Origin of the sequence: Klebsiella sp. CB_Kp196, from assembly GCF_040061575.1 — a bacterium.
GTDB classification, from domain to species: domain Bacteria; phylum Pseudomonadota; class Gammaproteobacteria; order Enterobacterales; family Enterobacteriaceae; genus Klebsiella; species Klebsiella michiganensis.
In genome coordinates, this window is sequence record NZ_JBEAFH010000071.1 from 12368 (window position 1) to 37533 (window position 25166).

General features: G+C 58.5%; 19 protein-coding genes. 10 read left to right on the top strand and 9 right to left on the bottom strand.

Translation table 11 applies throughout. From position 1 onward, the window contains the following. Positions 1-1116: a PQQ-dependent sugar dehydrogenase gene (locus tag ABLU87_RS25055; RefSeq protein WP_025108076.1), complete on the bottom strand. Its 1116-nt coding sequence runs from the start codon at positions 1114-1116 to the stop codon at positions 1-3. 103 nt (positions 1117-1219) lie between these two features. Then, positions 1220-1603, bottom strand: a complete 384-nt coding sequence (gene bssR, locus ABLU87_RS25060) for a biofilm formation regulator BssR (RefSeq protein WP_004849210.1) — start codon at positions 1601-1603, stop codon at positions 1220-1222. A gap of 380 nt (positions 1604-1983) precedes the next feature. On the opposite strand from bssR, the gene ABLU87_RS25065 reads away from it, so the two are divergent. Further along, on the top strand, positions 1984-3225 hold the full coding sequence (locus ABLU87_RS25065; protein ID WP_122117308.1) for an oligosaccharide MFS transporter: 1242 nt from the start codon (positions 1984-1986) through the stop codon (positions 3223-3225). A gap of 33 nt (positions 3226-3258) precedes the next feature. Here the strand turns inward: ABLU87_RS25065 and ABLU87_RS25070 are convergent, their stop codons facing one another. Beyond that, complete coding sequence (locus ABLU87_RS25070; RefSeq protein WP_046877865.1) at positions 3259-3738, bottom strand: hypothetical protein; 480 nt, start codon at positions 3736-3738, stop codon at positions 3259-3261. Between the two features lie 296 nt (positions 3739-4034). On the opposite strand from ABLU87_RS25070, the gene rimO reads away from it, so the two are divergent. Next, positions 4035-5360: a 30S ribosomal protein S12 methylthiotransferase RimO gene (rimO, locus tag ABLU87_RS25075; protein ID WP_064379229.1), complete on the top strand. Its 1326-nt coding sequence runs from the start codon at positions 4035-4037 to the stop codon at positions 5358-5360. Between the two features lie 125 nt (positions 5361-5485). On the opposite strand, the gene gsiD is transcribed toward rimO, so the two are convergent. Genes gsiD through iaaA form a run of 5 tightly spaced genes read right to left on the bottom strand, consistent with a single transcriptional unit; the run spans position 5486 to position 11755 of the window. Then, positions 5486-6397 carry a glutathione ABC transporter permease GsiD gene (gsiD, locus tag ABLU87_RS25080; protein ID WP_009653837.1) on the bottom strand — a complete coding sequence of 304 codons (912 nt, stop codon included), beginning with the start codon at positions 6395-6397 and terminating at the stop codon, positions 5486-5488. A gap of 1 nt (position 6398) precedes the next feature. Then, positions 6399-7319, bottom strand: a complete 921-nt coding sequence (gsiC, locus tag ABLU87_RS25085; RefSeq protein ID WP_009653824.1) for a glutathione ABC transporter permease GsiC — start codon at positions 7317-7319, stop codon at positions 6399-6401. Between the two features lie 52 nt (positions 7320-7371). Continuing rightward, on the bottom strand, positions 7372-8910 hold the full coding sequence (gsiB, locus tag ABLU87_RS25090; protein WP_004849160.1) for a glutathione ABC transporter substrate-binding protein GsiB: 1539 nt from the start codon (positions 8908-8910) through the stop codon (positions 7372-7374). 37 nt (positions 8911-8947) lie between these two features. Further along, positions 8948-10801, bottom strand: coding sequence for a glutathione ABC transporter ATP-binding protein GsiA (gene gsiA, locus ABLU87_RS25095; RefSeq protein WP_103815515.1), 1854 nt, complete (start codon positions 10799-10801; stop codon positions 8948-8950). A 12-nt stretch (positions 10802-10813) separates the two neighbouring features. Continuing rightward, complete coding sequence (iaaA, locus tag ABLU87_RS25100; RefSeq protein ID WP_048261110.1) at positions 10814-11755, bottom strand: beta-aspartyl-peptidase; 942 nt, start codon at positions 11753-11755, stop codon at positions 10814-10816. Positions 11756-12056: 301 nt separating this feature from the next. On the opposite strand from iaaA, the gene moeA reads away from it, so the two are divergent. From moeA to ABLU87_RS25130, 6 genes are all read left to right on the top strand, one after another. Then, the gene (moeA, locus tag ABLU87_RS25105; protein ID WP_025108082.1) at positions 12057-13292 is read left to right on the top strand and encodes a molybdopterin molybdotransferase MoeA; all 1236 of its coding nucleotides are present in this window, start codon (positions 12057-12059) and stop codon (positions 13290-13292) included. Then, positions 13292-14047, top strand: coding sequence for a molybdopterin-synthase adenylyltransferase MoeB (gene moeB / locus ABLU87_RS25110; protein ID WP_116280907.1), 756 nt, complete (start codon positions 13292-13294; stop codon positions 14045-14047). Before moeA ends, moeB begins: the two co-directional genes overlap by 1 nt. A gap of 152 nt (positions 14048-14199) precedes the next feature. Next, entirely contained in the window at positions 14200-15099 is a 900-nt protein-coding gene (locus ABLU87_RS25115; protein ID WP_122117305.1) for a glycyl-radical enzyme activating protein, read from the top strand. A 4-nt stretch (positions 15100-15103) separates the two neighbouring features. Then, the gene (locus tag ABLU87_RS25120; protein WP_064379215.1) at positions 15104-17536 is read left to right on the top strand and encodes a formate C-acetyltransferase/glycerol dehydratase family glycyl radical enzyme; all 2433 of its coding nucleotides are present in this window, start codon (positions 15104-15106) and stop codon (positions 17534-17536) included. A gap of 209 nt (positions 17537-17745) precedes the next feature. Next, entirely contained in the window at positions 17746-18561 is an 816-nt protein-coding gene (locus tag ABLU87_RS25125) for a Cof-type HAD-IIB family hydrolase (RefSeq protein ID WP_032718688.1), read from the top strand. A gap of 137 nt (positions 18562-18698) precedes the next feature. Further along, positions 18699-19964 carry a DUF1479 domain-containing protein gene (locus tag ABLU87_RS25130; RefSeq protein ID WP_122117306.1) on the top strand — a complete coding sequence of 422 codons (1266 nt, stop codon included), beginning with the start codon at positions 18699-18701 and terminating at the stop codon, positions 19962-19964. On the opposite strand, the gene ABLU87_RS25135 is transcribed toward ABLU87_RS25130, so the two are convergent. Then, positions 19961-21061, bottom strand: coding sequence for a LacI family DNA-binding transcriptional regulator (locus tag ABLU87_RS25135; protein WP_183129335.1), 1101 nt, complete (start codon positions 21059-21061; stop codon positions 19961-19963). The two genes, ABLU87_RS25130 and ABLU87_RS25135, sit on opposite strands and share 4 nt — an antisense overlap. A 271-nt stretch (positions 21062-21332) precedes the next feature. Between ABLU87_RS25135 and ABLU87_RS25140 the strand changes: the two genes are divergently transcribed. Both ABLU87_RS25140 and ABLU87_RS25145 read left to right on the top strand, forming a co-directional pair. Continuing rightward, positions 21333-22634, top strand: coding sequence for an MFS transporter (locus tag ABLU87_RS25140; RefSeq protein ID WP_004849139.1), 1302 nt, complete (start codon positions 21333-21335; stop codon positions 22632-22634). A 15-nt stretch (positions 22635-22649) separates the two neighbouring features. Next, the gene (locus ABLU87_RS25145) at positions 22650-25013 is read left to right on the top strand and encodes a glycoside hydrolase family 31 protein (RefSeq protein ID WP_025108088.1); all 2364 of its coding nucleotides are present in this window, start codon (positions 22650-22652) and stop codon (positions 25011-25013) included. Positions 25014-25166: the final 153 nt, after the last annotated feature.

The window sequence follows — 25166 nt, forward strand, 5'->3', positions numbered from 1 at the left end:
TTAGCCCGCCGGGCTCACCCTCAGCAGCTCGCCGTTGGATTCGTCGGTTAAGACATACAGATAGCCATCGGGTCCAACGCGCACATCGCGGATACGTTTACCGCGATCGCCCAGAATCCGCTCCTGTTCCGTCACCTTATTGCCGTCAACCTTGAGGACAATCAGCGACGTATCCTTCAGCGCGCCGATAAAGAGCCTGTGCTGCCACTGCGGGAAGGTCGGGGCGTTGTAAAACGCCATACCGCTCACCGCTGGCGACTTCGCCCAGACAAACAGCGGCGCTTCGGTTCCCTCCAGCGTTTTGCCTTTGGCCTCCGGGATCGGCAGGCCGCTATAGTTAATGCCGTGCGTCGCCAGCGGCCAGCCGTAGTTTTTCCCTTTTTGCACCAGGTTGATCTCATCCCCGCCGCGCGGGCCGTGTTCATTTAACCACAGCGTATCGCTCCACGGGTTCATCGCCATCCCCTGGGGGTTGCGAATACCGTAAGACCAGATTTCCGGCCTGACGCCAGCCTGGCCGACAAAAGGATTATCGTCCGGGACCTTGCCATCAGCCGTTAGCCGCACCACTTTTCCCTGCAGCTTATCGAGATCCTGAGCGGTCGAACGCTGGTTATTCTCCCCGAGACCGATAAACAAATAACCGCGGCCGTCGAACACCAGCCGCCCGCCAAAATGGTTGCCGGTTGAGAGCTTCGGCTGCTGGCGGAAAACCACCTGGAAGTTTTCCAGGCGCTGGAGATCCTCGCTCAGTCGGCCGTAGCCTACGGCGGTCCCGGCCTTGTCGTCACTCCCGCCTTCGGCGTAGCTTAGCCAGACCCGGCGCGACTGGGCGAAATCCGGGGCCAGCGCCACGTCAAGCAGCCCCCCCTGCCCGTTGGCCCAGACCTGCGGTACGCCCGAAATCGCAGGCGCGAGGCCTTTTTCCCGCTGCCACAGCCGGAGCTCACCGCCGCGCAGGGTCATCAGAATGCCCCGATCGTCCGGAAGAAAGGCCAGCGCCCACGGGTGTTCAAGCTGGTTCTGCAGCACCTCTACGCGCTCCCGGGCGGCAAGGGCAGCCGCAGGCAGCAACAGTGCGGTAAGGGCTATCATCAGGGTAATGGTCTGGCGCATGGCATACTCCTTTTGTCAGCAATGCGATAAGGGTAGCCAGCGTGGGAAAACGGGAAGGGATTTTTACATAACATTAATCGGGGGGAGCAGGCTCCCCCCGATCTCAGGCATGAGTAATGGGCTTGGAATCATTCAATTTATGAATATTTAGCCGCAATACCGCCAGGCAGCTTTCCAGCTTATCTACGTCGACAGCGATGTAGGACGGGCAGTCATGATGTCCGCTCAGCAGGCACACCGCCGCGGAAGCGACGGCTTCGCCCGCCAGCCGCAGGGCATCCTTTTCCTCCGGCGCAACGACGTGCTGCAGGCGCGGCGCGTGTTGACGCATTTCATGGCACAGTTCAAACAAGTTATCACGTAGATGGTCGTTTTCGCTGACTGACATATAGCCTTTTGCTTTACGCAGCTGTAAATAAGCATCGAGATCAATGTTGGCATTAATCAGCTTATTCATCAGGTTACGATATAGTCTGTCAACGCTCATCGCGGTTCCTCCTCTGTCGTCCTTTACCACAACCATAATATGGTCATTTTTTTGTACAAAACGATGAGGCAGATCAATAATTCTCAGGTCATTAACATCCTTTACAATGTTACAACGAAGCTTAAAATCCCCACCTGCGACATCATCTCTTGAAAGCCACAAATGTTATACGTTCTCATAAAAGTAAAAATTCAAACCGTAGGATATAAAATCATTTATTGCAGTAATGATCACAAATTAGCGCAATTCACGTTGCCAGAAAATGCCGCCAGGTGTCATATCATCAAATAAAATGTATTACGTATAACATTCAATAAGAACGGCAGGCATATCGATCCTGTTTGTAACCTTTATCTCTATCGCTTGAAGGAACTGAAATGATGACGCCCGGCAAAAGAAACTATATCTTGTTGAGTCTTTTCGATTTCCTCTATCTCTTCGCCTGGTCCTCGACCATGGCGTTCTTTGTGATCTGGACGACTCAGCACCTCGGGATTAGCGCAACGAAAACCGGCCTGCTCTACTCGGTCAACGCCTTTATTGCCCTGCTGATGCAGCCCTTCTTCGGCTTTATTTCCGATAAGTTCGGCCTGAAAAAGCGGCTGATCTGGATCCTGGTCGCCATGCTGCTACCGGTAGGCCCGTTCTTTATTTATTTGTACGCGCCGCTGCTGGTGCACAGCTTCTGGCTGGGTGCGCTGCTTGGCGGAGTATACCTGGGAATAATTTTTAACTCCGGCTGCGGGGTGATTGATTCGTATATTGATAAAATTTCGCGGCGCTACCAGTTCGAATATGGCCGGGTAAGAATGTGGGGATCGTTAGGCTGGGCCGCCGCCGCGTGGATTGTCGGCAAGTATATCGACAGCAATCCGAACCTCGCCTTCTGGCTGGCGAGTATCGCCATTGTGATTGCCGCGCTCTGTTTTATGCTGACCAAAATCGAGCTGACCGAAGCGGAAATGCAGAAAACCAGCGCGCTGAAAGTTTCGCATGCCCTGGAGCTGGCGAAGAACGGCCAGTTCTGGATGCTGCTGATCTTTACCCTGTTCGTCACGCAAATCTACGACACCTACGATCAGCAGTTTGCCCAGTACTTTTCTCTGCAGTTCCCGACGCCGGAAGAAGGCAATCGCTGGTACGGCATTTTGGCCTCCATTCAGGTATGCGGCGAGACGCTGTTTTTATGCCTGATGCCGTGGTTCGTAAACCGCACCGGCGCGAAATGGGCACTGATCATCGCCGGACTGATCATGTCGGTGCGTATCGTCGGCTCCGCGATTCCGCTGGGCCCGGTGTGGATCGGCGCGGTCAAAATGATGCATGCGCTGGAAAAACCGCTGATTCTGGTGTCGGTGTTTAAATTTATCGCCGCCAACTTCGACAACAAGCTCTCCTCGACGGTCTACCTGCTGGTGCTGTTCGTCGCCTCCATCGCCACCGCGATTTACTCGCCGCTGGCCGGGTATTTGTACGACACCATCGGCTTCGCGCATACCTATTATATTCTGGGCGGCATCGCCGGGCTGTTTACGCTGATCTCGATATTTACGCTGCGCGACAATAGAGAACCGACCGCGCCGGGGGCTGCGCCAGGCGCTGGCGTTGCGCAAAGCCATTAATTAAAATTCGCCCGGAAGCCTTTTTCGGGCGAATTAGCGGAAGCTCCACTGCACGCTCATCACAAATATGGCCGGGACGATAATGCCCGTTTCCACGCCGAAATAATCGGTAAAATTGTACTGCAGGCCATGATAAATATAGGGAGAGAAACCGACGCCGGTGATTTTCTTCGCCGTTCGATAGGTGCCTGAATCCCCGCAATCGCGAAAGGCTTTAAAGAAAAACTCGCCGGTATAGGCATAGACGCCCTTGAACGTCCAGCCGCTTGCCCCCGCGTACCAGTCTCTCCTCGCTCCTAAAGAGAGGCAGCGGTCGGCAAAGCTATTCTTCATGGTGCCGGCCAACAGGCTGTACTTTGAATCCGCTGACAGCTTGCGCTCAACGGAAAAAAATTGGTTATTGAATTTTTCGTTATATTGACCGTGATTGCCGGTCATATGATAAACAAAGGAACCGGTATTGACCGAATATAACGCCATCTCGTTGGCATAAACGGGCGTCGCGCCAGTCATTGCCAGCGCGCAGACGAAACCACCCAACTTTTTAAACATGGGAAACCTGATAAAAATAAAGACTGAAAGCAGCGGCTATTTTACCGCTTCAGGTTAAACCAGATCTAAACCGACTTCCCCGGGTTGCAAGATAAAAGGTGAATAACTCCCTTATTTTGATTAACAATCTGGATAATCATCCCGATAAAAAGAAACACGGACATCGCCAGGCTAACAAGAAAAGGAGTATAAACTTTCCGCCGATCTCTGTAGAATCCCTGCCCTGACCATCCCAATAATTGAACACTTTTTAAGCTATGAGCAATGTCACCCCTCAGCCGAAGATCGGCTTTGTCTCTCTGGGCTGCCCGAAAAACCTCGTGGACTCAGAACGTATCCTGACTGAACTGCGTACCGAAGGATATGACGTGGTTCCCTCCTACGATAACGCTGATATGGTTATCGTTAACACCTGCGGCTTTATCGATAGCGCCGTGCAGGAGTCGCTGGAAGCGATTGGCGAAGCGTTGAAAGAAAACGGCAAAGTGATCGTCACCGGCTGCCTGGGCGCAAAAGAAGATCAGATCCGCGAAGTGCATCCGAAGGTGCTGGAAATTACCGGCCCGCACAGCTATGAACAGGTGCTGGAACACGTCCACCACTACGCGCCGAAGCCTAAACACAACCCGTTCCTCAGCCTGGTGCCGGAACAGGGCGTGAAGCTGACGCCGCGTCATTACGCTTACTTAAAAATTTCCGAAGGCTGCAACCATCGCTGCACCTTCTGCATCATCCCGTCAATGCGCGGCGATCTGGTCAGCCGTCCGATTGGCGAAGTGCTGGCGGAAGCCAAACGCCTGGCCGACGCCGGCGTCAAAGAGCTGCTGGTGATCTCTCAGGACACCTCCGCCTACGGCGTTGATGTCAAACATCGCAGCGGTTTCCACAACGGTATGCCGGTCAAAACCAGTATGGTTAGCCTGTGCGAAGAGCTGGCGAAGCTCGGTATCTGGGTGCGCCTGCACTACGTCTATCCGTACCCGCACGTCGATGATGTGATCCCGCTGATGGCGGAAGGCAAAATTCTGCCCTACCTCGATATTCCGCTGCAGCACGCCAGCCCGCGTATTCTCAAGATGATGAAGCGTCCGGGCTCCGCCGACCGCCAGCTGGCGCGCATCAAGCAGTGGCGCGAAGTCTGCCCGGAACTCACCCTGCGCTCGACCTTTATCGTCGGCTTCCCGGGTGAAACGGAAGACGATTTCCAGATGCTGCTCGACTTCCTGAAAGAAGCTCGCCTCGACCGCGTCGGCTGCTTCAAGTACAGCCCGGTTGAAGGCGCGACCGCCAACGAGCTGGCGGATCAGGTGCCGGAAGAGGTGAAAGAAGAGCGCTGGAACCGCTTTATGCAGCTGCAGCAGCAGATCTCCGCCGAGCGCCTGCAGGAGAAAGTCGGTCGTGAAATTATGGTGCTGATCGACGAAGTGGATGAAGAAGGGGCAATTGGCCGCAGCATGGCCGATGCGCCGGAAATCGACGGCGCGGTCTACCTGAACGGTGAGAGTAAAGTCAAACCGGGCGACATTGTGCGGGTGAAAGTCGAACACGCCGACGAATACGATCTGTGGGGCAGCCGGGTTTAATTCCGCCCGCTTAACCTATCCCGGATGGCGGCGCTCGCGCGCCTTATCCGGGCGACAAAACCGCACAGGATTAACGTGCGGTGTGCTTTCCCGGACACCTGTCCGGGCTGCACAATCCTCGAACGCTACCCTTTTATCCTCGGATCCAGCGCATCGCGCAGGCCGTCACCCAGCAGGTTAAACGCCAGCACCGTCAGAAAAATCGCGATTGCCGGGAACAGCGCCACGTGCGGCGCCATCACCATATCCGCCCGCGCCTCGTTGAGCATCGCCCCCCACTCCGGCGTCGGCGGCTGCGCGCCAAGCCCCAGAAATGACAGGCTGGCAGCGGAGATAATCGACACCCCGATACGCATCGTAAAGTAGACCACAATCGATGATACCGTTCCGGGCAATATATGATTAAACAGGATGGTAGCATCGCTGGCGCCGATGCTGCGCGCCGACTCAATAAAGGTCTGCTGCTTAAGCACCAGGGTATTGCCGCGCACCAGACGCGCAAAGGCCGGGATCGAAAAGATCGCCACCGCGATGATGACGTTCGACATCCCGCTCCCCATTACCGCCACGACCGCAATTGCCAGCAAAATCCCCGGGAAAGCGAACAGCACGTCGCAGATACGCATAATGATGCGATCCCACCAGCCTTCGTAATACCCGGCCAGTAGCCCAAGTACGGTGCCGATGGCCGCGCCGATGAATACCGCCAGTACCCCGGCGGCCAGCGAGATCTGCGCGCCGACCAGCACCCGACTAAAGATATCCCGCCCCAGCGAATCAACGCCGAACCAGTGCATCATTGACGGTCCGTCGTTGAGCCGGTCGTAATCAAAATAGTTTTCCGCGTCGAACGGCGCAATCCACGGCGCCACAATCGCCACCGCAATCAGCAGCAGAACAAATACCCCCGCTCCCATCGCCACCGGCTGACCGCGAAACCGCCGCCAGAACTCGTGCCACGGGGTACGTATCTGCCCGGGTTTAATCCCCGGCATCGCGTTGATAGCCGCTTGTCTTCTCCAGTTGAGCAATCGCACCTTACTTGTACCTGATAGCCGGATTAATGGCGGCATACAGCACGTCCACCACTAAATTAATAAGAATAAACTCCAGCGAAAACAGGAGAACTTCCGCCTGAATCACCGGATAGTCGCGCATCTCCACCGAGTCCACCAGCAGACGCCCGAGGCCTGGCCAGTTAAAGACCTTCTCCACCACGATTGAACCGCCGAGCAAAAAGCCGAACTGCAGCCCCATCATGGTCACCACCGGGATCATCGCGTTGCGCAGGCCGTGCTTGAGCACCACCAGCGTTTCGCTGACGCCTTTTGCCCGCGCGGTACGCATGTAATCTTCATGCAGGACATCGACGAACGAGGCGCGGGTAAAGCGCGCCATCACCGCCGCCACCGCCGCGCCCAGGGTCAGCGAAGGCAGAATATAGTGGCGCCAGCTGTCGGCACCCACCGTCGGCAGCCAGCCCAGCTCAACGGAAAAGACCTGCATCAGCAGCATGCCGAGCGCGAACGCCGGGAACGAGATGCCGGTTACCGCCAGCGCCATTCCCAGGCGATCCGGCCAGCGGTTGCGCCAGACTGCCGCCACGATCCCCGCCGCCATACCGAAGATCACCGCCCAGCTCATGCTGGCGAGCGTTAACCAGAACGTGGGCATGAAACGGCTGGCGATTTCGCTGCTTACCGGGCGACGCGAGGCCATCGAGGTACCGAAATCCCCCTGCACAATATTGCTGATATAGTGCCAGAACTGCACGTGCAGCGGCCGATCGAGCCCCAGCTGCTGGCGCACCATTCCCACCACCTGAGCATCGGCTTCCGGCCCGGCAATCAGCCGCGCCGGGTCCCCGGGCAGCATATGCACGAACAGAAACACCAGCACCGCCACAATCAGCAGCGTGGGGATCAGCCCCAGCAGGCGTTTAATCACATAATTGAGCATGCTTCTCCTTGCGCGAAGTCCCCGCAGCCTGCGCCCGGGGACCCGCAGCTATCTACTTAAGATCCGCCTGTTCAAAGCTAAATCCGGTATCCGGCTGGATATAGAATCCGGTCAGATTTTTACTGTGCGCCGAGACCAGTTTCTCTACCACCAGCGGCACCCACGGCGACTCTTTCCAGATGGTATCCTGCGCGTCTTTATACAGCCGCGTTTTTTCCTGCGCATCGGTGGTTTTCAGCGCGTCGTTGAGGTCTTTATCCACCTGGGGATTGCTATAGAAAGCCGTATTGAACAAGGTCGGCGGCCAGTTCTGCGACGCGAACAGCGGCGACAGCGCCCAGTCCGCTTCTCCGGTCGACGCCGACCAGCCGGTATAGAACATGCGTACGCCGCTCTCTTTCTGCCCCTTACCTTCCACTTCCGCCGCGCGCTGGCCCGCATCCATCGCCGTCAGCTGCGCCTTAATGCCCACCTGCGCCAGCTGCTGCTGGGTAAATTGCAGCACTTTCTGCGCCGTGCTGTGGTTGTGCGACGACCACAGCGTGGTGCTAAATCCATTCGGATAGCCCGCCTCTTTCAGCAGCTCGCGGGCCTTCGCCGGATCGTACGGCCAGGCGCTGTAGCTTTCAGCGTAGGCAATTGACGGCGGCACCACGCCGGTCGCCGGGGTGGCATAGCCCGCAAAGGCGACTTTTACCAGCGCCTGACGGTTAATGGCGTAGTTAATCGCCTCGCGCACTTTGGGGTTATCAAACGGCTTCTGCGTCACGTTCATGCTGATATAGCGCTGCATGATCGACGGGCTGGCCACCAGCTCCAGCTTGCTGTTTTTCGCCAGCAGCGGCGCCTGCTCGTAAGGGATCGGGAACGCAAACTGCGCTTCGCCGGTCTGCAGCATCGCCGCGCGGGTATTGTTATCCACGACCGGACGCCAGGTGATGGAGTCCAGCTTCGGCAGCCCCGGCTGCCAGTAACCGGCGAACTTCTTCACTTTAACGAAGTCGGTCTGATTCCAGGTGTCGAGCTGGTACGGGCCGGTGCCAACCGGATGGAAACCAATCTCTTTACCATATTTCTTCAGCGCCGCCGGAGAAATCATCGCCGTCGCCGGGTGGGCCAGGATATTGATAAACGCCGAGAAAGGCTGTTTGAGAGTAATTTTCACCGTTGTCGGGTCAACCGCCTCGGTGCTGGCGATATTTTTATACAGGTTATAGCGTTTGAGATGATTTTCCGGATTGCTGGCGCGATCGAGGTTCGCTTTAACCGCTTCGGCATTGAACTCGGTTCCGTCCTGGAACTTCACCCCCGGATGCAGCTTAATGGTATACACCAGGCCGTCCGGGGAAACGGTATAGCTTTCCGCCAGCACGTTTTGCAATTTCATCTCTTTATCAAGGCCGAACAGCCCCTGATAGAAGGACTTCGCGACGGCCTGCGACAGCGTGTCGTTAGCATCATACGGGTCGAGGGTCGTAAAGTTAGAGCCGACCGCCACCACCACATCTTTTGCGGCAAAGGCCGGAGCCGCTGTCAGCGCCGAAGCGACGCCCAGCGCCAACAGCCATTTGCCTGAAACGCGTTGAGTCATGTTGTTCTCCTGAAATGCTGCATTATTGGTGTCGTTGTTAGCGCGCCAGCACGTCGGCGGCGGGCTCTCTGGCGACAAAGTGCCCCGGTCCCACCTGCTGTAACGGCGTACTGATCCCCTCTTCGCCCCGCTTGAAGATGTTGCCCGGCAGCTCGTCTGAGAGCAGCACGCGCTGCGGACGACGATGCGCAGGATCGGCCACCGGAACGGCGGCCATCAGTTTACGGGTATAGGGGTGCTGCGGGTTTTCAAACACGGCGCGGCGCGGGCCGATCTCGACAATGCGCCCGCGATACATCACCGCCACGCGGTGGCTGATGCGCTCAACCACCGCCATGTCATGGGAGATAAACAGAAATGCGATACCCATCTCACGCTGTAGATCGAGCATCAGATTGATAATTTGCGCGCGAATCGACACATCAAGCGCCGATACCGACTCATCGGCAATCACCACTTTCGGATTGAGCGCCAGCGCGCGGGCAATACAGATGCGCTGCCGCTGGCCGCCGGAAAACTCGTGCGGATAGCGCCACGCATGCTCCGGCTCCAGCCCGACGCGTTCCAGCAGCCAGCTGACCCGCTCACGAGCGGCATCGCCCTCCAGCAGCCGATGCACGCGCAGCGGTTCCATAATCGAATAGCCCACCGTTTGCCGTGGGTCGAGGGAAGCGTAGGGGTCCTGAAAGATAAACTGGATATCGCGGCGCAGCGCCTGAAGCTTACTGCCCGTCAGCGTATCAATCCGCTGGCCGTTGAAGGTGATGCTGCCGCCCTGAGTTTCCACCAGCCGCAGCAGCGCCCGGCCGGTCGTTGATTTACCGCAGCCGGACTCCCCCACCAGGCTCAGGGTTTCGCCGGGCCATAAATCAAAGCTGACCTTTTCGACCGCATGCACCTCGCGGGTAATGCGGTTGAGAATGCCGCTACGCAGCGGGAAGCGCGCCACCAGATCGCGAACTTTCAGGATCGGTTCCCCGGGCACAACGGTGTTCTGCCCCTCCGGCGACGGGCTCTGGTTTAACAGCGGGAAGAGGCGCGGCAGCGAAGTGCCGCGCATTGCCCCCAGCCGCGGCACCGCGGCCAGCAGCGCCTGAGTATACGGGTGCTTCGGCGCGCGGAAAATCTCTTCCACGCTGCCGGTTTCCACCGCTTCGCCGCGATACATCACCAGCACGCGGTCGGCGATATCGGCGACCACCCCCATATCGTGGGTAATAAAGATAACGCCCATCGCCATCTCTTTTTGCAGGACGGCAATCAGCTGTAAAATCTGCGCCTGAATAGTCACGTCCAGCGCGGTGGTCGGTTCATCGGCAATCAGCACAGCCGGTCGGCAGGAGAGCGCCATGGCGATCATCACCCGCTGACGCATCCCGCCGGAAAGCTGATGCGGATAGCGCGAGAGCATGGCTTCCGCTTCCGGAATGCGCACCTGATCGAGCATTTTCTTCGCTTCGCGCAGGGCCTCATCATGCTTCAGGCCCTGGTGTAAGCGGATAGATTCGGCAATCTGTTCACCGATGGTGAAGACCGGATTCAGCGACGTCATCGGCTCCTGGAAGATCATCGCCATATCCGCGCCGCGCACGCCGCGCATCTCGGTTTCAGACTGTTCGCTCAGCTCAATCACCTGCCGGCTGCGACGACGCAGCAGCAGCGCATCGCTGCGCACTTCGCTGACCGCCTGGTCGAGCAGGCGCATCAGCGCCAGGGACGTCACCGACTTCCCGGAGCCGGACTCGCCGACAATCGCCAGCGTCTCGCCGCGCCGCAGGGTAAACGACAGGTCGCGGACGGCGGAAAAAGCCTGCTGCTGCTGATTGAACACGACGTTCAGGCCGCGCACCTGCAGAACATCATCGGCATCGATTTCTTGACTATGCGGCAACGCCCTTTCCTCTTATTCGCGATAAATACCAATCGTGGGCGTATCGCCCGCATAACACCAGGCCCGGTACATGCCTTCGCTATTAAACGGCAGCGCCACGTTGCCTTCTCTGTCGATGGCGATCAGGCCGCCGCTGCCGCCCAGCGCCGGAAGTTTCTCCATCACCACCCTTTCGCAGGCCTCCTGCAGGCTGAGCTGGCTATACTCCATCAGCGCCGAAATATCGTAGGCCGCGAGCGTACGTATAAACACTTCGCCGGTACCGGTACAGGAAACGGCGACGCTGGCGTTATTGGCATAGCAGCCCGCACCGGGCAGCGGGCTGTCGCCGACGCGTCCCGGTAGCTTATTGGTCATGCCGCCGGTGGAGGTCGCCGCCGCGAGGTTGCCCGCCAGATCCATCGCGACCGCGCCGACGGTGCCCATTTTGTGCCGTTCATCCAGCGGCGCGGCGTGATGATCGAGCACGATATCGTCGCCCTCCTGCGCCTGACGCAGCTGCAGCAAACGCTCGGGAGTCGAAAACAGGCTGTTATCGACCCGCGCCATACCGCGGGAAGCGGCAAACGCTTCCGCCCCCTCGCCAATCAACAGCACGTGCGGGCTTTGCTCCAGCACCAGACGCGCCGCCAGCACCGGATTGCGTAAATGCTGAACCCCGGCCACGGCCCCCGCCTGTAAGCTGTAACCATCCATCACGCAGGCATCGAGCTCATGGCGGGTATCGCGGGTAAATACCGAGCCAATACCGGCGTTAAATAACGGGCACTCCTCCAGCAGCCGGACCGCTTCGGTGACCGTATCCAGCGCGCTGGCCCCGGCAGCCAGCATTTTTTGTCCACTATCGACAATCGCCGACAGCGCCGCCACGTACTCCCGCTCGCGCGCCGGCGTCATCTGCGCGCGGCTAATCGCCCCGGCCCCGCCGTGAATTGCTATAACCGCCTTACCCATTGCGCCATTCCTTAACGATAAAGTGTATAAATATCATTATCGTGCTGACTGTCCTATACAATTTTTGAATATAGAAAGAGCGGACGGTGATGTAAAGCTTGTACCCAGGTGGGATATAGCCCGCCTCTCTTTTCTGCCATATACCCGTCATACTTCAAGTTGCATGTGCGTTGGCTTCCTCGCTCACCCCAGTCACTTACTGAAGTAAGCTCCCGGGGATTCCCTACGTCGCCGCCTGCCTGCAACTCGAATTATTTAAGGTATAATAGGCGTTTTCGATGTTTGCCCGCAGGAGAAACCCATGGATTTTACCGCCGGACTGATGCCGCTCGACACAGCCCTGACCCAGATGCTCACTCGTATTACGCCGCTGAATGCGACGGATACCGTACCGCTGTTGCAGGCCTTTTCGCGCGTGACCGCCCATGATCTCGTTTCGCCGCTTAACGTTCCCGGTTTTGATAACTCGGCGATGGACGGCTACGCCGTGCGCCTGGCGGATCTCACCGCGGGCGCAGCGCTGCCGGTGGCCGGCAAGGCCTTCGCCGGTCAACCCTTTGACGGCGTCTGGCCCGCGGGCACCTGTATCCGCATTATGACCGGCGCGCCGGTGCCGGAAGGCTGCGACGCGGTGGTGATGCAGGAGCAGGCCGAACAAACCGATGAGGGTATCCGCTTCCTCGCCCCGGTGAAAAACGGGCAGAATATTCGTCGTCTTGGCGAAGACATCGCCCACGGCGCGGTCGTCTTCCCCGCAGGTACCCGCCTGACCGCCGCCGAGCTGCCGGTCATCGCCTCGCTGGGGATTGCCGAGGTTGAGGTGGTGCGTAAAGTGCGGGTGGCAGTCTTCTCCACCGGCGATGAGCTCCAGCTGCCGGGCCAGCCGCTGGCCGACGGGCAAATTTACGATACCAACCGCCTGGCGGTGCACCTGATGCTGCAGGAGCTGGGCTGCGAGGTCATTAACCTCGGCATTATTCCCGACGACCCGGCTAAACTGCGCGAAGCCTTTATTCAGGCTGACCAGCAGGCCGACGTGGTGATTAGCTCCGGCGGCGTTTCCGTCGGCGAGGCGGACTACACCAAAGCGATCCTCGAAGAGCTGGGGGAAATCGGCTTCTGGAAGCTGGCGATTAAGCCGGGTAAACCTTTCGCTTTCGGCAAGCTCAACCACAGCTGGTTCTGCGGCCTGCCCGGCAACCCGGTTTCCGCAACGCTGACCTTCTACCAATTGGTTCAGCCGCTGCTGGCGAAGCTGTCCGGCAACGTCGGGCAAGCTCAGCCGATGCGCCTGCGCGTTCGCGCCGCCTCCGGCCTGAAGAAATCGCCGGGCCGCCTCGATTTTCAGCGCGGCGTGCTGCAGCGCGGTCCCGACGGCGAGCTGGTGGTTAGCAGCACCGGTCACCAGGGCTCGCATATCTTCAGTTCATTCAGCCTCGGCAACTGCTTTATCGTTCTCGAACGCGAGCGCGGCAACGTGGAAGCGGGCGAATGGGTGGAAGTCGAGCCGTTTAATCATCTGTTCGGAGGGCTGTAATGGGCGTGGAGCTGAGCGATGCGGAGATGCTGCGCTATAACCGGCAGATTATTCTCCGCGATTTCGATTTTGACGGTCAGGAGCAGCTGAAAGCCTCCCGCGTGCTGGTCGTCGGCCTCGGCGGGCTGGGCTGCGCCGCCGCGCAGTATCTGGCGGCGGCAGGCGTGGGCCAGCTAACCCTGCTCGATTTCGACACCGTCTCGCTCTCCAACCTTCAGCGCCAGACGCTGCACAGCGACGACACCATCGGCCAGCCGAAGGTCGACTCCGCCCGCGCCGCGCTGGCGCGGATTAATCCCCACGTTCAGCTCACGGCGCTCAACGCGCGGTTGGAAGACGAGGCGCTGGCGGCGCAAATCGCCGCCCACGATCTGGTGCTCGACTGTACCGACAACGTCGCGATCCGTAACCAGCTCAACGCCGGATGTTTCCGCCATAAAACGCCGCTGGTCTCCGGCGCGGCGATTCGCATGGAAGGGCAAATCAGCGTCTTTACGTATCAGGAAGATGAACCCTGCTACCGCTGCCTGAGCCGCCTGTTTGGCGAAAACGCCCTCACCTGCGTCGAAGCCGGCGTCATGGCGCCGCTGGTTGGCACCATTGGTTCGCTACAGGCGATGGAGGCGATTAAGCTGCTGGCCCGCTACGGCAGCCCGGCGACCGGCAAAATCGTCATGTACGACGCCATGCGCTGCCAGTTCCGCGAAATGAAGCTGCCGCGTAACCCTCACTGCGAGGTGTGCGGTACGCCCTGACCCTTTTCCGGCGGCACTGTCGCCGGATGTTTTGTGACCCGCAGCGGCATTTTAACCTTCATTCTCCTTCCTCTTTCTGCTTGTTGATTTATATCAATACAACTTTCATTCGAAAGTAATTTAATCTTCATATGCAAATAAGAGGGTGAATCATGATCTTCAACATTCAGCGTTATTCAACCCATGACGGCCCGGGGATCCGCACTGTTGTCTTCCTGAAAGGGTGTTCGCTGGGCTGCCGCTGGTGCCAGAATCCGGAAAGCCGCGCCCGCACGGCGGATTTGCTGTATGACGCCCGCCTTTGCCTGGACGGCTGCGACCTCTGCCAGCAGGCTGCGCCGGAGGTGATTACCCGCAAGCTGGACGGTCTGATTATCCACCGCGAAAAGCTCACCGATGCGCATATCGGCAAATTGCGCGACTGCTGCCCGACCACGGCATTAACCGTGTGCGGCGAAGAGAAAAGCGTCGAAGAGATTATGGCCACGGTGCTGCGCGACAAACCGTTTTACGACCGCAGCGGCGGCGGCGTCACGCTTTCCGGCGGCGAGCCGTTTATGAATCCCGAACTGGCCCGACAGCTGTTTGAGGCCAGCCACAACGCGGGGATCCACACCGCGGTCGAAACCTGCCTGCACGTGCCGTGGAAATACGTCGAACCCGCTTTGCCGTTTATCGACCTGTTTCTCGCCGACCTCAAGCACGTCAACGAAGCGATTTTTCAGCAGTGGACGGACGGCAGCGCCCGCCGGGTGCTGGATAACCTGCAGCGCGTCGCGCAGGCCGGAAAGAAAATCATCATTCGCGTGCCGCTGATCCAGGGCTTTAACGCCAACGAAAGCGATATTGCCGCCATTACCAATTTTGCCGCTGACCGTTTACAGGTTGGCGAGATCCACTTCCTGCCTTACCACACCTTAGGCATGAATAAATACCAATTACTCAGTCAGCCCTATACCGCTCCGGATAAACCGCTTGCTGCACCCGAGCTGCTCGCCTTCGCGCAGCGCTATGCTCAGAGCAAAGGTTTAACGGCGACTCTACGAGGATAACCTTATGACAACGTTGAAACTGGATACTCTGAGCCCGCGCATTCAGGCGCATAAAATGGCGCTGGTGCATATCGTTAAGCCGCCGGTTTGTACCGAGCGCGCCCTGCACTATACCGAAGCCTATCAGCAGCACCTGGATAAGCCGATCCCGGTACGCCGCGCGCTGGCGCTGGCTCATCACCTGGCGGAACGCACGATCTGGATTAAGCACGATGAACTGATCGTCGGCAACCAGGCCAGCGAAGTTCGCGCGGCGCCTATCTTCCCGGAATACACCGTTAGCTGGATCGAAAAAGAGATCGACGACCTCGCCGATCGCCCCGGCGCCGGGTTTGCCGTTAGCGAAGAGAACAAACGCGTGCTCCATGAAGTGTGCCCGTGGTGGCGCGGTCAAACCGTACAGGATCGCTGCTACGGCATGTTTACCGACGAGCAAAAAGCGCTGCTGGCGACCGGCATTATCAAAGCCGAAGGCAATATGACCTCCGGCGACGCTCACCTTGCGGTTAACTATCCGCTGCTGCTGGAAAAAGGCCTCGACGGCATGCGGGCGAAAGTCGCCGAGCGCCGTTCGCGCATTAACCTGACAGTGCTGGAAGATCTGCACGGCGAGCAGTTCCTTAAAGCCATTGATATCGTGCTGGAAGCGGTCAGCGACCACTGTAAGCGCTATGCCGGGCTGGCGCGCAATATGGCCGCGACGGAGAGCCGCGAATCCCGCCGCGACGAGCTGCTGGCGATAGCCGAAAACTGCGATATTATCGCCCACGAGCCGCCGAAAACCTTCTGGCAGGCGCTGCAGCTGTGCTATTTCATCCAGCTGATTCTGCAGATCGAATCCAACGGTCACTCGGTCTCTTTCGGCCGTATGGACCAGTATCTCTACCCTTACTATCGCCGCGACGTTGAGCTGGCGCAATCATTGGATCGCGAACACGCCATTGAGCTGCTGCACTGCTGCTGGCTGAAGCTGCTGGAAGTGAACAAAATTCGCTCCGGCTCGCACTCTAAGGCTTCCGCCGGTAGCCCGCTGTACCAGAACGTCACCATCGGCGGCCAAAATCTGGTTGACGGCAACGCGCAGGACGCGGTGAACCCGCTCTCCTACGCCATCCTGGAATCCTGCGGTCGGCTGCGTTCGACTCAGCCTAACCTCAGCGTGCGCTATCACGCGGGCATGAGCAACGACTTCCTCGACGCCTGCGTGCAGGTGATCCGCTGCGGCTTCGGCATGCCGGCGTTCAACAACGATGAAATCGTCATCCCGGAATTTATCAAGCTGGGGATTGAGCCGCAGGACGCGTACGACTATGCCGCTATCGGCTGCATCGAAACCGCCGTCGGCGGTAAATGGGGCTATCGCTGCACCGGGATGAGCTTTATCAACTTCGCCCGCGTCATGCTGGCAACCCTGGAAGGCGGCCGCGACGCCACCAGCGGCCAGGTTTTCCTGCCGCAGGAACATGCGCTGTCAAAAGGCAACTTCGACAACTTTGAACAGGTTCTGGCCGACTGGGATACGCAGATCCGCTACTACACGCGCAAATCTATCGAGATTGAGTACGTGGTCGACACCATGCTGGAAGAGAACGTGCACGATATTCTCTGCTCGGCGCTGGTCGATGACTGCATCGAGCGCGCGAAGAGCATCAAGCAGGGCGGCGCGAAGTATGACTGGGTTTCCGGTCTGCAGGTCGGCATCGCTAACCTCGGCAACAGCCTGGCGGCGGTGAAGAAGCTGGTGTTCGATCAGGGCGTTATTGGTCAGCAGGAGCTGGCAAAGGCGCTGGCTGAAGACTTCGAAGGCCTGACCCACGAGCAGCTGCGCCAGCGCTTAATCAACGGCGCGCCGAAATACGGTAACGATGAAGACAGCGTGGATATGCTGCTGGCTCGCGCCTACCAGACCTATATCGACGAGCTGAAGCTGTATCATAACCCGCGCTACGGTCGCGGCCCGATCGGCGGCAACTACTACGCCGGCACCTCGTCCATCTCCGCCAACGTGCCGTTTGGCGCGCAGACCATGGCGACGCCGGATGGCCGTAAAGCGCACTCGCCACTGGCGGAAGGGGCCAGCCCGGCCTCCGGTACCGACCATCTCGGGCCGACAGCGGTAATCAGCTCGGTGGGTAAACTGCCGACCGGCTCAATCCTCGGCGGCGTACTGCTTAACCAGAAGCTGAACCCGGCCACGCTGGAGAACGCGTCGGATAAGCAGAAACTGATGGTGCTGCTGCGCACCTTCTTCGAGGTGCACAAAGGCTGGCATATTCAGTACAACATCGTGTCGCGCGAGACGCTGCTGGAAGCGAAGAAACACCCAGACCAGTATCGTGATTTAGTGGTCCGCGTGGCCGGTTACTCGGCGTTCTTTACCGCCCTGTCGCCGGATGCTCAGGACGATATTATCGCCCGTACCGAGCATACGCTGTAAGTCACATCCCCCGGCTTGCGCTACGCTTAGCCGGGCTACAGGTTCGAAGCCGTTTGCGGGCCGGTAGCCCGGGTAAGGCGTTTACGCCGCAATCCGGGGTTTTATGCTGCACAGAGGTGAACGCAAACTTTCATTCGAAATAAATTTGTGCTCCCCATCACATTGTAATTAGAATGTTACTGGTCGAAGTTAAGCCAGGAGCATGTGTTATGACCGTTAAAGTTATCGTCACCGATATGGACGGAACTTTTCTCAATGACGCCAAGCAGTATGACCGCTCGCGTTTTCTTGCGCAGTTCGCGCAACTCCAGCAGCAGGGTATTGAATTCGTTGTCGCCAGCGGCAACCAGTACTACCAGCTGATCTCTTTTTTCCCGGAAATCCGCGACCAAATCTCCTTTGTTGCCGAGAACGGCGCGCTGGTTTACGAACGCGGTCAACAGCTGTTCCACGGCGAACTCACCCGTCATGAATCCCAGGTGGTGATTGGCGAACTGCTGAAAGACCCGCAGCTCAACTTCGTCGCCTGCGGCCTCGAGAGCGCTTACGTCAGCGAGCGCGCGCCCGAGGCGTTCGTCACCCTGATGTCAAAGCACTACCATCGCCTGCAGCGCATTAGCAGCTATCATGACATCGACGACACGCTGTTTAAGTTTTCCCTGAACCTGCCGGATAGCGAAATCCCGCAGCTTATCGACAAACTGCACGTCTCGCTGGACGGCATCATGAAGCCGGTCACCAGCGGCTTCGGCTTCGTCGATTTGATTATCCCCGGCCTGCATAAAGCTAACGGCATCAGCCGCCTGCTGAAGCGCTGGAACATCTCGCCGCAGGCCTGCGTAGCCATTGGCGACAGCGCTAACGATACGGAAATGCTCAAGCTGGTGAAATACTCTTTCGCGATGGCCAACGCCGCCGAAAGCATCAAGGCGGTGTCGCGTTTTGCCACCGATGATAACAACCACGACGGCGCGCTGAACGTCATTCAGGCCGTCCTCGACCACACCGCCCCGTTCAACGAGTAACGCCACACCCGGGGTTTACCGCCCCGGCTTCCCGTTTTGTGCACCTCCGCATAATTTTAAACTTGCATTAACTTAATTTTAACTTAAATTATCATATGTAAGATATATTACTTTCGAATGAAAGATGAGAGGTCATTATGGCTGTTACCCATACCTGTGAAACTTTACCCGCCGACCCCAAAGCGGCCATCCGCCGGATTAAACAGGAGCTTCGGGCGCAAATTGGCGACGTGCAGGCGGTGTTCGATCGGCTGACGGCACGTATCGCCGCGCGTCTGGAAGAGATTGACGCCCTTAAGGCCAGCGGTCAGGACGTCTGGCCGACGCTCCCGTTCGCCGATATTGCCCGGGGCCAGGTCACGGAAGCCCAGCGCGAGCTCATCAAACGTCGCGGCTGCGCCGTTATCAAGGGCCATTTTTCTCGCGAACAGGCGCTGGCGTGGGACAACGCAATGCTCGAGTATCTCGACCGCAACCATTTCGATGACGTTTATAAAGGTCCCGGCGATACCTTTTTCGGGTCGCTGGAAGCTTCGCGCCCGGAAATCTATCCGATTTACTGGTCCCAGGCGCAGATGCAGGCGCGACAGAGCGATGAAATGGCCGCCGTGCAGTCGTTCCTCAACCGTCTGTGGACCTTTAACCGCGACGGCAAGCAGTGGTTCGACCCGGACGTAAGCGTCATTTACCCGGACCGCATTCGCCGCCGCCCGCCGGGAACCACCTCGAAAGGACTGGGGGCGCATACCGATTCCGGCGCCCTGGAGCGCTGGCTGCTGCCGGCCTATCAGAAAGTGTTTGCCGACGTGTTTAACGGCAACATTGATGCTTACGACCCGTGGGACGCGGCACACCGCACCGAAGTCGAAGAGTATACGGTCGACAACACCACCAAATGCTCGGTGTTCCGCACCTTCCAGGGGTGGACCGCGCTCTCCGATATGATCCCCGATCAGGGCCTGCTGCACGTGGTGCCGATCCCGGAAGCGATGGCTTACGTGCTGCTGCGTCCGCTGCTCGATGATGTCCCGGAAGATGAGCTGTGCGGCGTCGCGCCGGGCAAGGTGCTGCCGATTTCGGAAAAATGGCACCCGCTGCTGATCAAAGCCTTAAGCTCTATTCCGGCGCTGAATGCGGGCGATTCGGTATGGTGGCACTGCGACGTGATCCACTCGGTCGCGCCGGTGGAAAATCAGCAGGGCTGGGGCAACGTGATGTATATTCCCGCCGCGCCAATGTGCGAGAAAAACCTCGCCTACGCGCAGAAGGTCAAAGCGGCGCTGGCGCGCGGCGCTTCGCCGGGAGATTTCCCCCGCGAGGATTATGAAAGCGACTGGGAAGGCCGCTTTACGCTGGATGACTTAAATATCCACGGTAAGCGCGCGTTGGGGATGGCGAATTAATCATCATATAGCCCCTTCGCTTCAACGGCGGTACGGCGGTTACCGGCGCGTATCCGCCGTACCGAATCGCGTACTGCCAGCGTCCCATGCAGGAGTAACGCGCCGTGCGGCGCATCGGGACGGATCAGTCTCTGCTGTAATAGATGTACCGCTTCGGCCCCTAATTCATCGCGTGGGACGTGGACGGCGGTTAGCGGTACATCCTGGATCGCCGCCAGGTTAAAGCCGTCGATGCTCATGACGGAAACATCCTGCGGGACGCGCAAACCGCGTTTTTGTAATGCGGCGATCGTGCCTGCCGCCATAAAATCACCGCCCACCAGAAATGCCGTCGGCAGCGGGCCATCGCCGCGCTGATCCAGCCACTCCCCGACTTTTTCCTCGGTATCCCTGGCGCTGAAGTTGGCCACAGCGAGTAAATCCCTGCCGTCAACGAAACGGAGATTACGCGCCCGCCACGCCTGCTTAATGCCCAGCAGACGCAGCTCCATGGTATAGCGGCGCAGGCACATCACGTTCATGATCGCCTGATGCCCCATCTCAAATAGATACCGGGCGGCGAACTGGCCGATCAGCCGATGATCCGGCGCCACGGAGGGTAAACGCATTCCCGCGTCGTGGCAGTTAATCATCACGCAGGGCTTCGCCAGATCGGCCGCCAGATCGTGAATATGCGGATCGTCGATACCCAGTAAAATCGCGGCCTGGGTCGATGCTTCATGCATGCGCTGCAAAAACAAATTGGCATCGCTGTCGTTCTCTTCCAGCGCGCAATAGCGCAGGTGTACCTCATGCGGCATAAGGGCGCTATTGATGCTTTGAATCACCCGATAGTAGTAAATATCCGTGCGTTCATCGAAAGCGCGCTGAGGGGCAAAGACCACCAGATTATTGAGCAGCATTCGCCCGGCGGCGATACCCTCCATCACGCCCAGCTCGCGGGCGCAATCCAGTACCCTCTGGCGAGCCCTGGCGCTGGTATTTGCTTTTCCCGCCAGCACCCGCGATACCGTGCTCACCGACAGCCCGGTACGCGCCGCGATTTCGCTCACTTTCAGCTTTTTGTCCATTTTGTGATCGCGCTCTACTTTGCTCATGAAAAAATTTTCATATTGAGAATGTGAATATTTTTAAGCGATTTGGCGATGTCATACTGCGATCTGGATCGTCCCATGAAAATATTTGCAGAATTGTCGCTATTGCCCGCTCGCATTCTCCCTTAGCCTGAATTGGTCCAACACCTTTGAGATTAGTCAACCAATAGTGTCGAGACATCAACCTTAACAAACAACGAAATAGAAAATTTTAGCGACAACTCAGCAAGCGGGTTGGTCAATTTTCCCTACTACATGTCTCGTGGAGAGTTCTATGAGCCAAGGCCTCAATAATGATATGGCGGTCAGTAAATCGCGCCGCATAGTGAAGAACCTGCGCTGGTGGATGCTGGTGCTGTTTTTACTCGGCGTCACCGTTAACTACATCACGCGTAATTCGTTGGGGATTATCGCCCCGGAACTAAAAACCTCCCTGGGTATTACCACTGAACAGTACTCATGGATAGTCGGCGCTTTTCAGCTGGCGTACACCATTTTCCAGCCGCTCTGCGGCTGGCTTATCGACGTTATTGGCCTCAAGCTCGGCTTTATGATCTGCGCCACCCTGTGGGCCATCGCCTGCATCGCCCATGCCGGGGCGGGGAGCTGGCTGCACCTGGCGATTCTGCGCTTTTTCATGGGCGGCGCTGAGGCGGCGGCGACGCCAGCCAACGCCAAAACGCTGGGTGAGTGGTTTCCAAAATCCGAGCGGCCGATCGCGGCAGGCTGGGCGGGCGTCGGCTTCTCCGTGGGCGCCATGCTGGCGCCGCCGATTATCTACTTCGCACACGCTTCGTTCGGCTGGCAGGGGGCATTCATGTTCACCGGCGCGCTGGCGCTGCTGTGGGTCGTGCTGTGGTGGGCGTTCTATCATAACCCGGAAAAACACCCTAACCTGGGTAAAGCTGAGCTGGCGCTGATCCAGCAGGACAATGAAGCGCCACCGGTCAAACTGCCCTTCTTTACCGCGCTGAAAACCGTATCGAAAAACAAGCGCTTCTACGGTATCGCCATTCCGGCCTTTATGGCTGAGCCTGCCTGGGCGGTGCTGAGCTTCTGGGTACCGCTCTACCTGGCGAAAGAGCACGGCATGGATTTAAAACAAATCGCCATGTTTGCCTGGCTGCCGTTTCTGGCGGCCGACCTCGGCAGCGTCGCCAGCGGCTATCTGACCAAACTATATACCCGCTGGTTCGGCTGTTCGCGGGTGAACTCGGTGGTCGCCAGCTCCGTCACCGGCGCCTTCCTGATGATTTCGCTCGCCACCGTGGCGATCACCCGCGATCCCTATATCACCATCGTGCTGATTTCGATAGGCGGCTTCGGCCACCAGATCATCTCCTGCATGCTCAGCGCGCTGGTGGTGGAGTCGTTCGATAAAGGACAGATGGCGACCGTGAACGGGATGCGCGGCTCCGCCGCCTGGATCGCCAGCTTTCTGTTCTCGCTGTTGATTGGCGTCACCGCCGACAAAATCGGCTTCAACCCGCTATTTATCGCCATGGGGTTCTTTGACCTGATTGGCGCGGTATTCCTGGTGGCATTTATTGCTGAACGTCGCGCAAAACGCGCCTGAGAGTGGATGTAAAAAATGAAGACTTTGAAAAACTGGACTTTGCACCAACGGCTGGACCACCACGTTGAGCTGATCGTAGACGGCCAGCACACCCTGTGTCTGTACGTGCTGGAAGAGAATATGTTCCGCGTGCTGCTAAAGCGGCACGGCCAGCTGGCGCTGGATCGCACCTGGAGTATCGCTCCCCAGCAGGACGTGCCGTGGGAAGGACGCCCGCGCGAAGATTTGAGCGGCTTTAGCCTCCCCGCCTGGCAGCTCACGGAGCATAGCGATACCCTGAGCATCGCCACCGACCAGCTGCGCGTCACCGTCCACCAGCCGCTGTGGCTGGAATGGAGCTATCGCGATGAGGCCGGCGAGTGGCAGCCGCTGGTTAACGACCGCCCCACCAGCGCCTACCTGGCGAATGCCCACGGCGACGGCGTTGCCCACTACCTGAGCCGACGCAAAGACGAACGCTTCTACGGTCTGGGCGAAAAAGCCGGCGATCTGCAGCGTAACGGGAAGCGCTATGAGATGCGTAACCTCGACGCCATGGGCTATAACGCGGCGAGCACCGACCCGCTGTACAAACATATTCCGTTTACCATCGCGCAGCGTAGCGATGTCAGCTACGGTCTGTTTTACGACAACCTGAGCAGCTGCTGGCTGGATCTCGGCAACGAAATCGATAATTACCATACCGCCTATCGCCGCTGGCAGGCGGAAGCCGGCGACATCGATTACTATCTTTTTTCCGGCAAACGGGTACTGGATATCACCAAAGCATTCGTACGCCTGACCGGCAAAACGCTGTTCGGACCGAAATGGAGTCTCGGCTACAGCGGTTCGACGATGCACTACACCGACGCGCCGGATGCGCAAAACCAGCTGATGAACTTCATCCGCCTGTGTGATGAACACGCCATTCCGTGCGATTCGTTCCAGCTCTCTTCCGGCTATACCTCGATTGACGGCAAGCGCTACGTCTTTAACTGGAACAACGATAAGGTGCCGCAGCCGAAGGTGATGAGCCAGGCCTTCCACGATGCCGGACTGAAGCTCGCCGCCAATATTAAGCCCTGCCTGCTGCAGGACCATCCGCGCTATAACGAGGTCGCGGAGCGCGGGCTTTTTATCCGCGATTCACAGGCGGATGCTCCCGAGCGCTCCAGCTTCTGGGATGACGAAGGGTCGCACCTTGACTTTACCAACCCGCAGACCGTCGCCTGGTGGCAGGAAGGCGTGACAACCCAGCTGCTGGAGATGGGTATCGACTCCACGTGGAACGATAATAACGAGTATGAAGTCTGGGACGGCGAAGCCCGCTGTTACGGGTTTGGCGAGGAAATTGCCATTAAACATATTCGCCCGGTCATGCCGCTGCTGATGATGCGCGCGTCTCTGGAGGCTCAGCAGCGCTTTGCGCCGCACAAACGACCGTACCTGATCTCTCGCTCCGGCTGCGCCGGGATGCAGCGCTACGTCCAGACCTGGAGCGGCGATAACCGTACCAACTGGGATACGCTGCGCTATAACACCCGCATGGGGCTGGGAATGAGCCTCTCCGGGCTGTTCAATGTCGGCCACGATGTTGGCGGCTTCTCTGGCGATAAACCGGACCCGGAGCTGTTCGTACGCTGGGTACAAAACGGCGTTATGCATCCGCGCTTTACCATTCACTCGTGGAATGACGACCAGACGGTCAACGAAGCCTGGATGTACCCGGAAGTCACGCCGGCTATCCGTTCAGCCATTGAGCTGCGCTATCGTCTGCTGCCGTATCTCTATACGCTGCTGTGGCAGGCTCACGCCGACGATGAACCGATGCTGCGTCCGACCTTCCTCGATCACGAACACGATCCGCAGACGTTTGCCGAATGCGACGACTTCCTGCTGGGTCGCGATCTGCTGGTCGCCAGCGTCGTCGAACCCGGCGCGCGTCAGCGCCGCGTCTGGCTGCCGGCCAATCAGGACGGCTGGTACGACTTTGATAGCCACCAGTGGTTCGCGGGAGGTCAGTGGATCGTCCTTGATGCGCCGCTGGAAAAACTGCCGCTGCTGGTTCGCGCCGGAGCAGGCCTGCCGCTGAGCGAGCGTATCCGCCACGTCGATGCGCAAAAAGACGATTGCCGCGAGCTGAAGCTGTTCCCGCTGAAGGGCGTGGGGACCCGTCGCGGCCTGCTGTTTGAAGATGATGGCGAAAGCTGGGGCTATCAGAATGGCCATGCGCTGTGGGTAGAATGGGAAATGGTTTGCGATAGCGCCAGCATCAACCTGAAGGTGAACGCGCGCGGCGATTATCGTCCGGCGTGGAAAGCGCTGAAGGTGTCGTTGCCGGCGGGGGAAAAACGCAGGCTGCTGGTGAACGGTGAAGAAAGGAGCGAGTGGCGGGTGTAGCCCTCACCTTTTTCGCGCTGCCACCGGGGAATTCAGCCACGCTGCGCTCTGCTCCCGGGGGCGGCGCTTGACGCGCCTTGCCCGGGCTACAGGTTCATCGCCGTCTGCGGGCCGGTAGCCCGGACAGATGCGCAGCATCGCCTCCGGGGAATT

Excerpts from the sequence above, each read along its gene's own strand:
- moeA (WP_025108082.1), top strand. The coding sequence starts at position 12,057 with ATGGATTTTACCGCCGGACTGATGCCGCTCGACACAGCCCTGACCCAG.
- ABLU87_RS25120 (WP_064379215.1), top strand. The coding sequence starts at position 15,104 with ATGACAACGTTGAAACTGGATACTCTGAGCCCGCGCATTCAGGCGCAT.
- ABLU87_RS25115 (WP_122117305.1), top strand. The coding sequence starts at position 14,200 with ATGATCTTCAACATTCAGCGTTATTCAACCCATGACGGCCCGGGGATC.
- moeB (WP_116280907.1), top strand. The coding sequence starts at position 13,292 with ATGGGCGTGGAGCTGAGCGATGCGGAGATGCTGCGCTATAACCGGCAG.
- ABLU87_RS25145 (WP_025108088.1), top strand. The coding sequence starts at position 22,650 with ATGAAGACTTTGAAAAACTGGACTTTGCACCAACGGCTGGACCACCAC.
- ABLU87_RS25135 (WP_183129335.1), bottom strand. The coding sequence starts at position 21,061 with ATGAGCAAAGTAGAGCGCGATCACAAAATGGACAAAAAGCTGAAAGTG.
- rimO (WP_064379229.1), top strand. The coding sequence starts at position 4,035 with ATGAGCAATGTCACCCCTCAGCCGAAGATCGGCTTTGTCTCTCTGGGC.
- gsiB (WP_004849160.1), bottom strand. The coding sequence starts at position 8,910 with ATGACTCAACGCGTTTCAGGCAAATGGCTGTTGGCGCTGGGCGTCGCT.
- ABLU87_RS25130 (WP_122117306.1), top strand. The coding sequence starts at position 18,699 with ATGGCTGTTACCCATACCTGTGAAACTTTACCCGCCGACCCCAAAGCG.
- iaaA (WP_048261110.1), bottom strand. The coding sequence starts at position 11,755 with ATGGGTAAGGCGGTTATAGCAATTCACGGCGGGGCCGGGGCGATTAGC.
- ABLU87_RS25140 (WP_004849139.1), top strand. The coding sequence starts at position 21,333 with ATGAGCCAAGGCCTCAATAATGATATGGCGGTCAGTAAATCGCGCCGC.
- ABLU87_RS25070 (WP_046877865.1), bottom strand. The coding sequence starts at position 3,738 with ATGACTGGCGCGACGCCCGTTTATGCCAACGAGATGGCGTTATATTCG.
- bssR (WP_004849210.1), bottom strand. The coding sequence starts at position 1,603 with ATGAGCGTTGACAGACTATATCGTAACCTGATGAATAAGCTGATTAAT.
- ABLU87_RS25125 (WP_032718688.1), top strand. The coding sequence starts at position 17,746 with ATGACCGTTAAAGTTATCGTCACCGATATGGACGGAACTTTTCTCAAT.
- gsiC (WP_009653824.1), bottom strand. The coding sequence starts at position 7,319 with ATGCTCAATTATGTGATTAAACGCCTGCTGGGGCTGATCCCCACGCTG.
- ABLU87_RS25065 (WP_122117308.1), top strand. The coding sequence starts at position 1,984 with ATGACGCCCGGCAAAAGAAACTATATCTTGTTGAGTCTTTTCGATTTC.
- ABLU87_RS25055 (WP_025108076.1), bottom strand. The coding sequence starts at position 1,116 with ATGCGCCAGACCATTACCCTGATGATAGCCCTTACCGCACTGTTGCTG.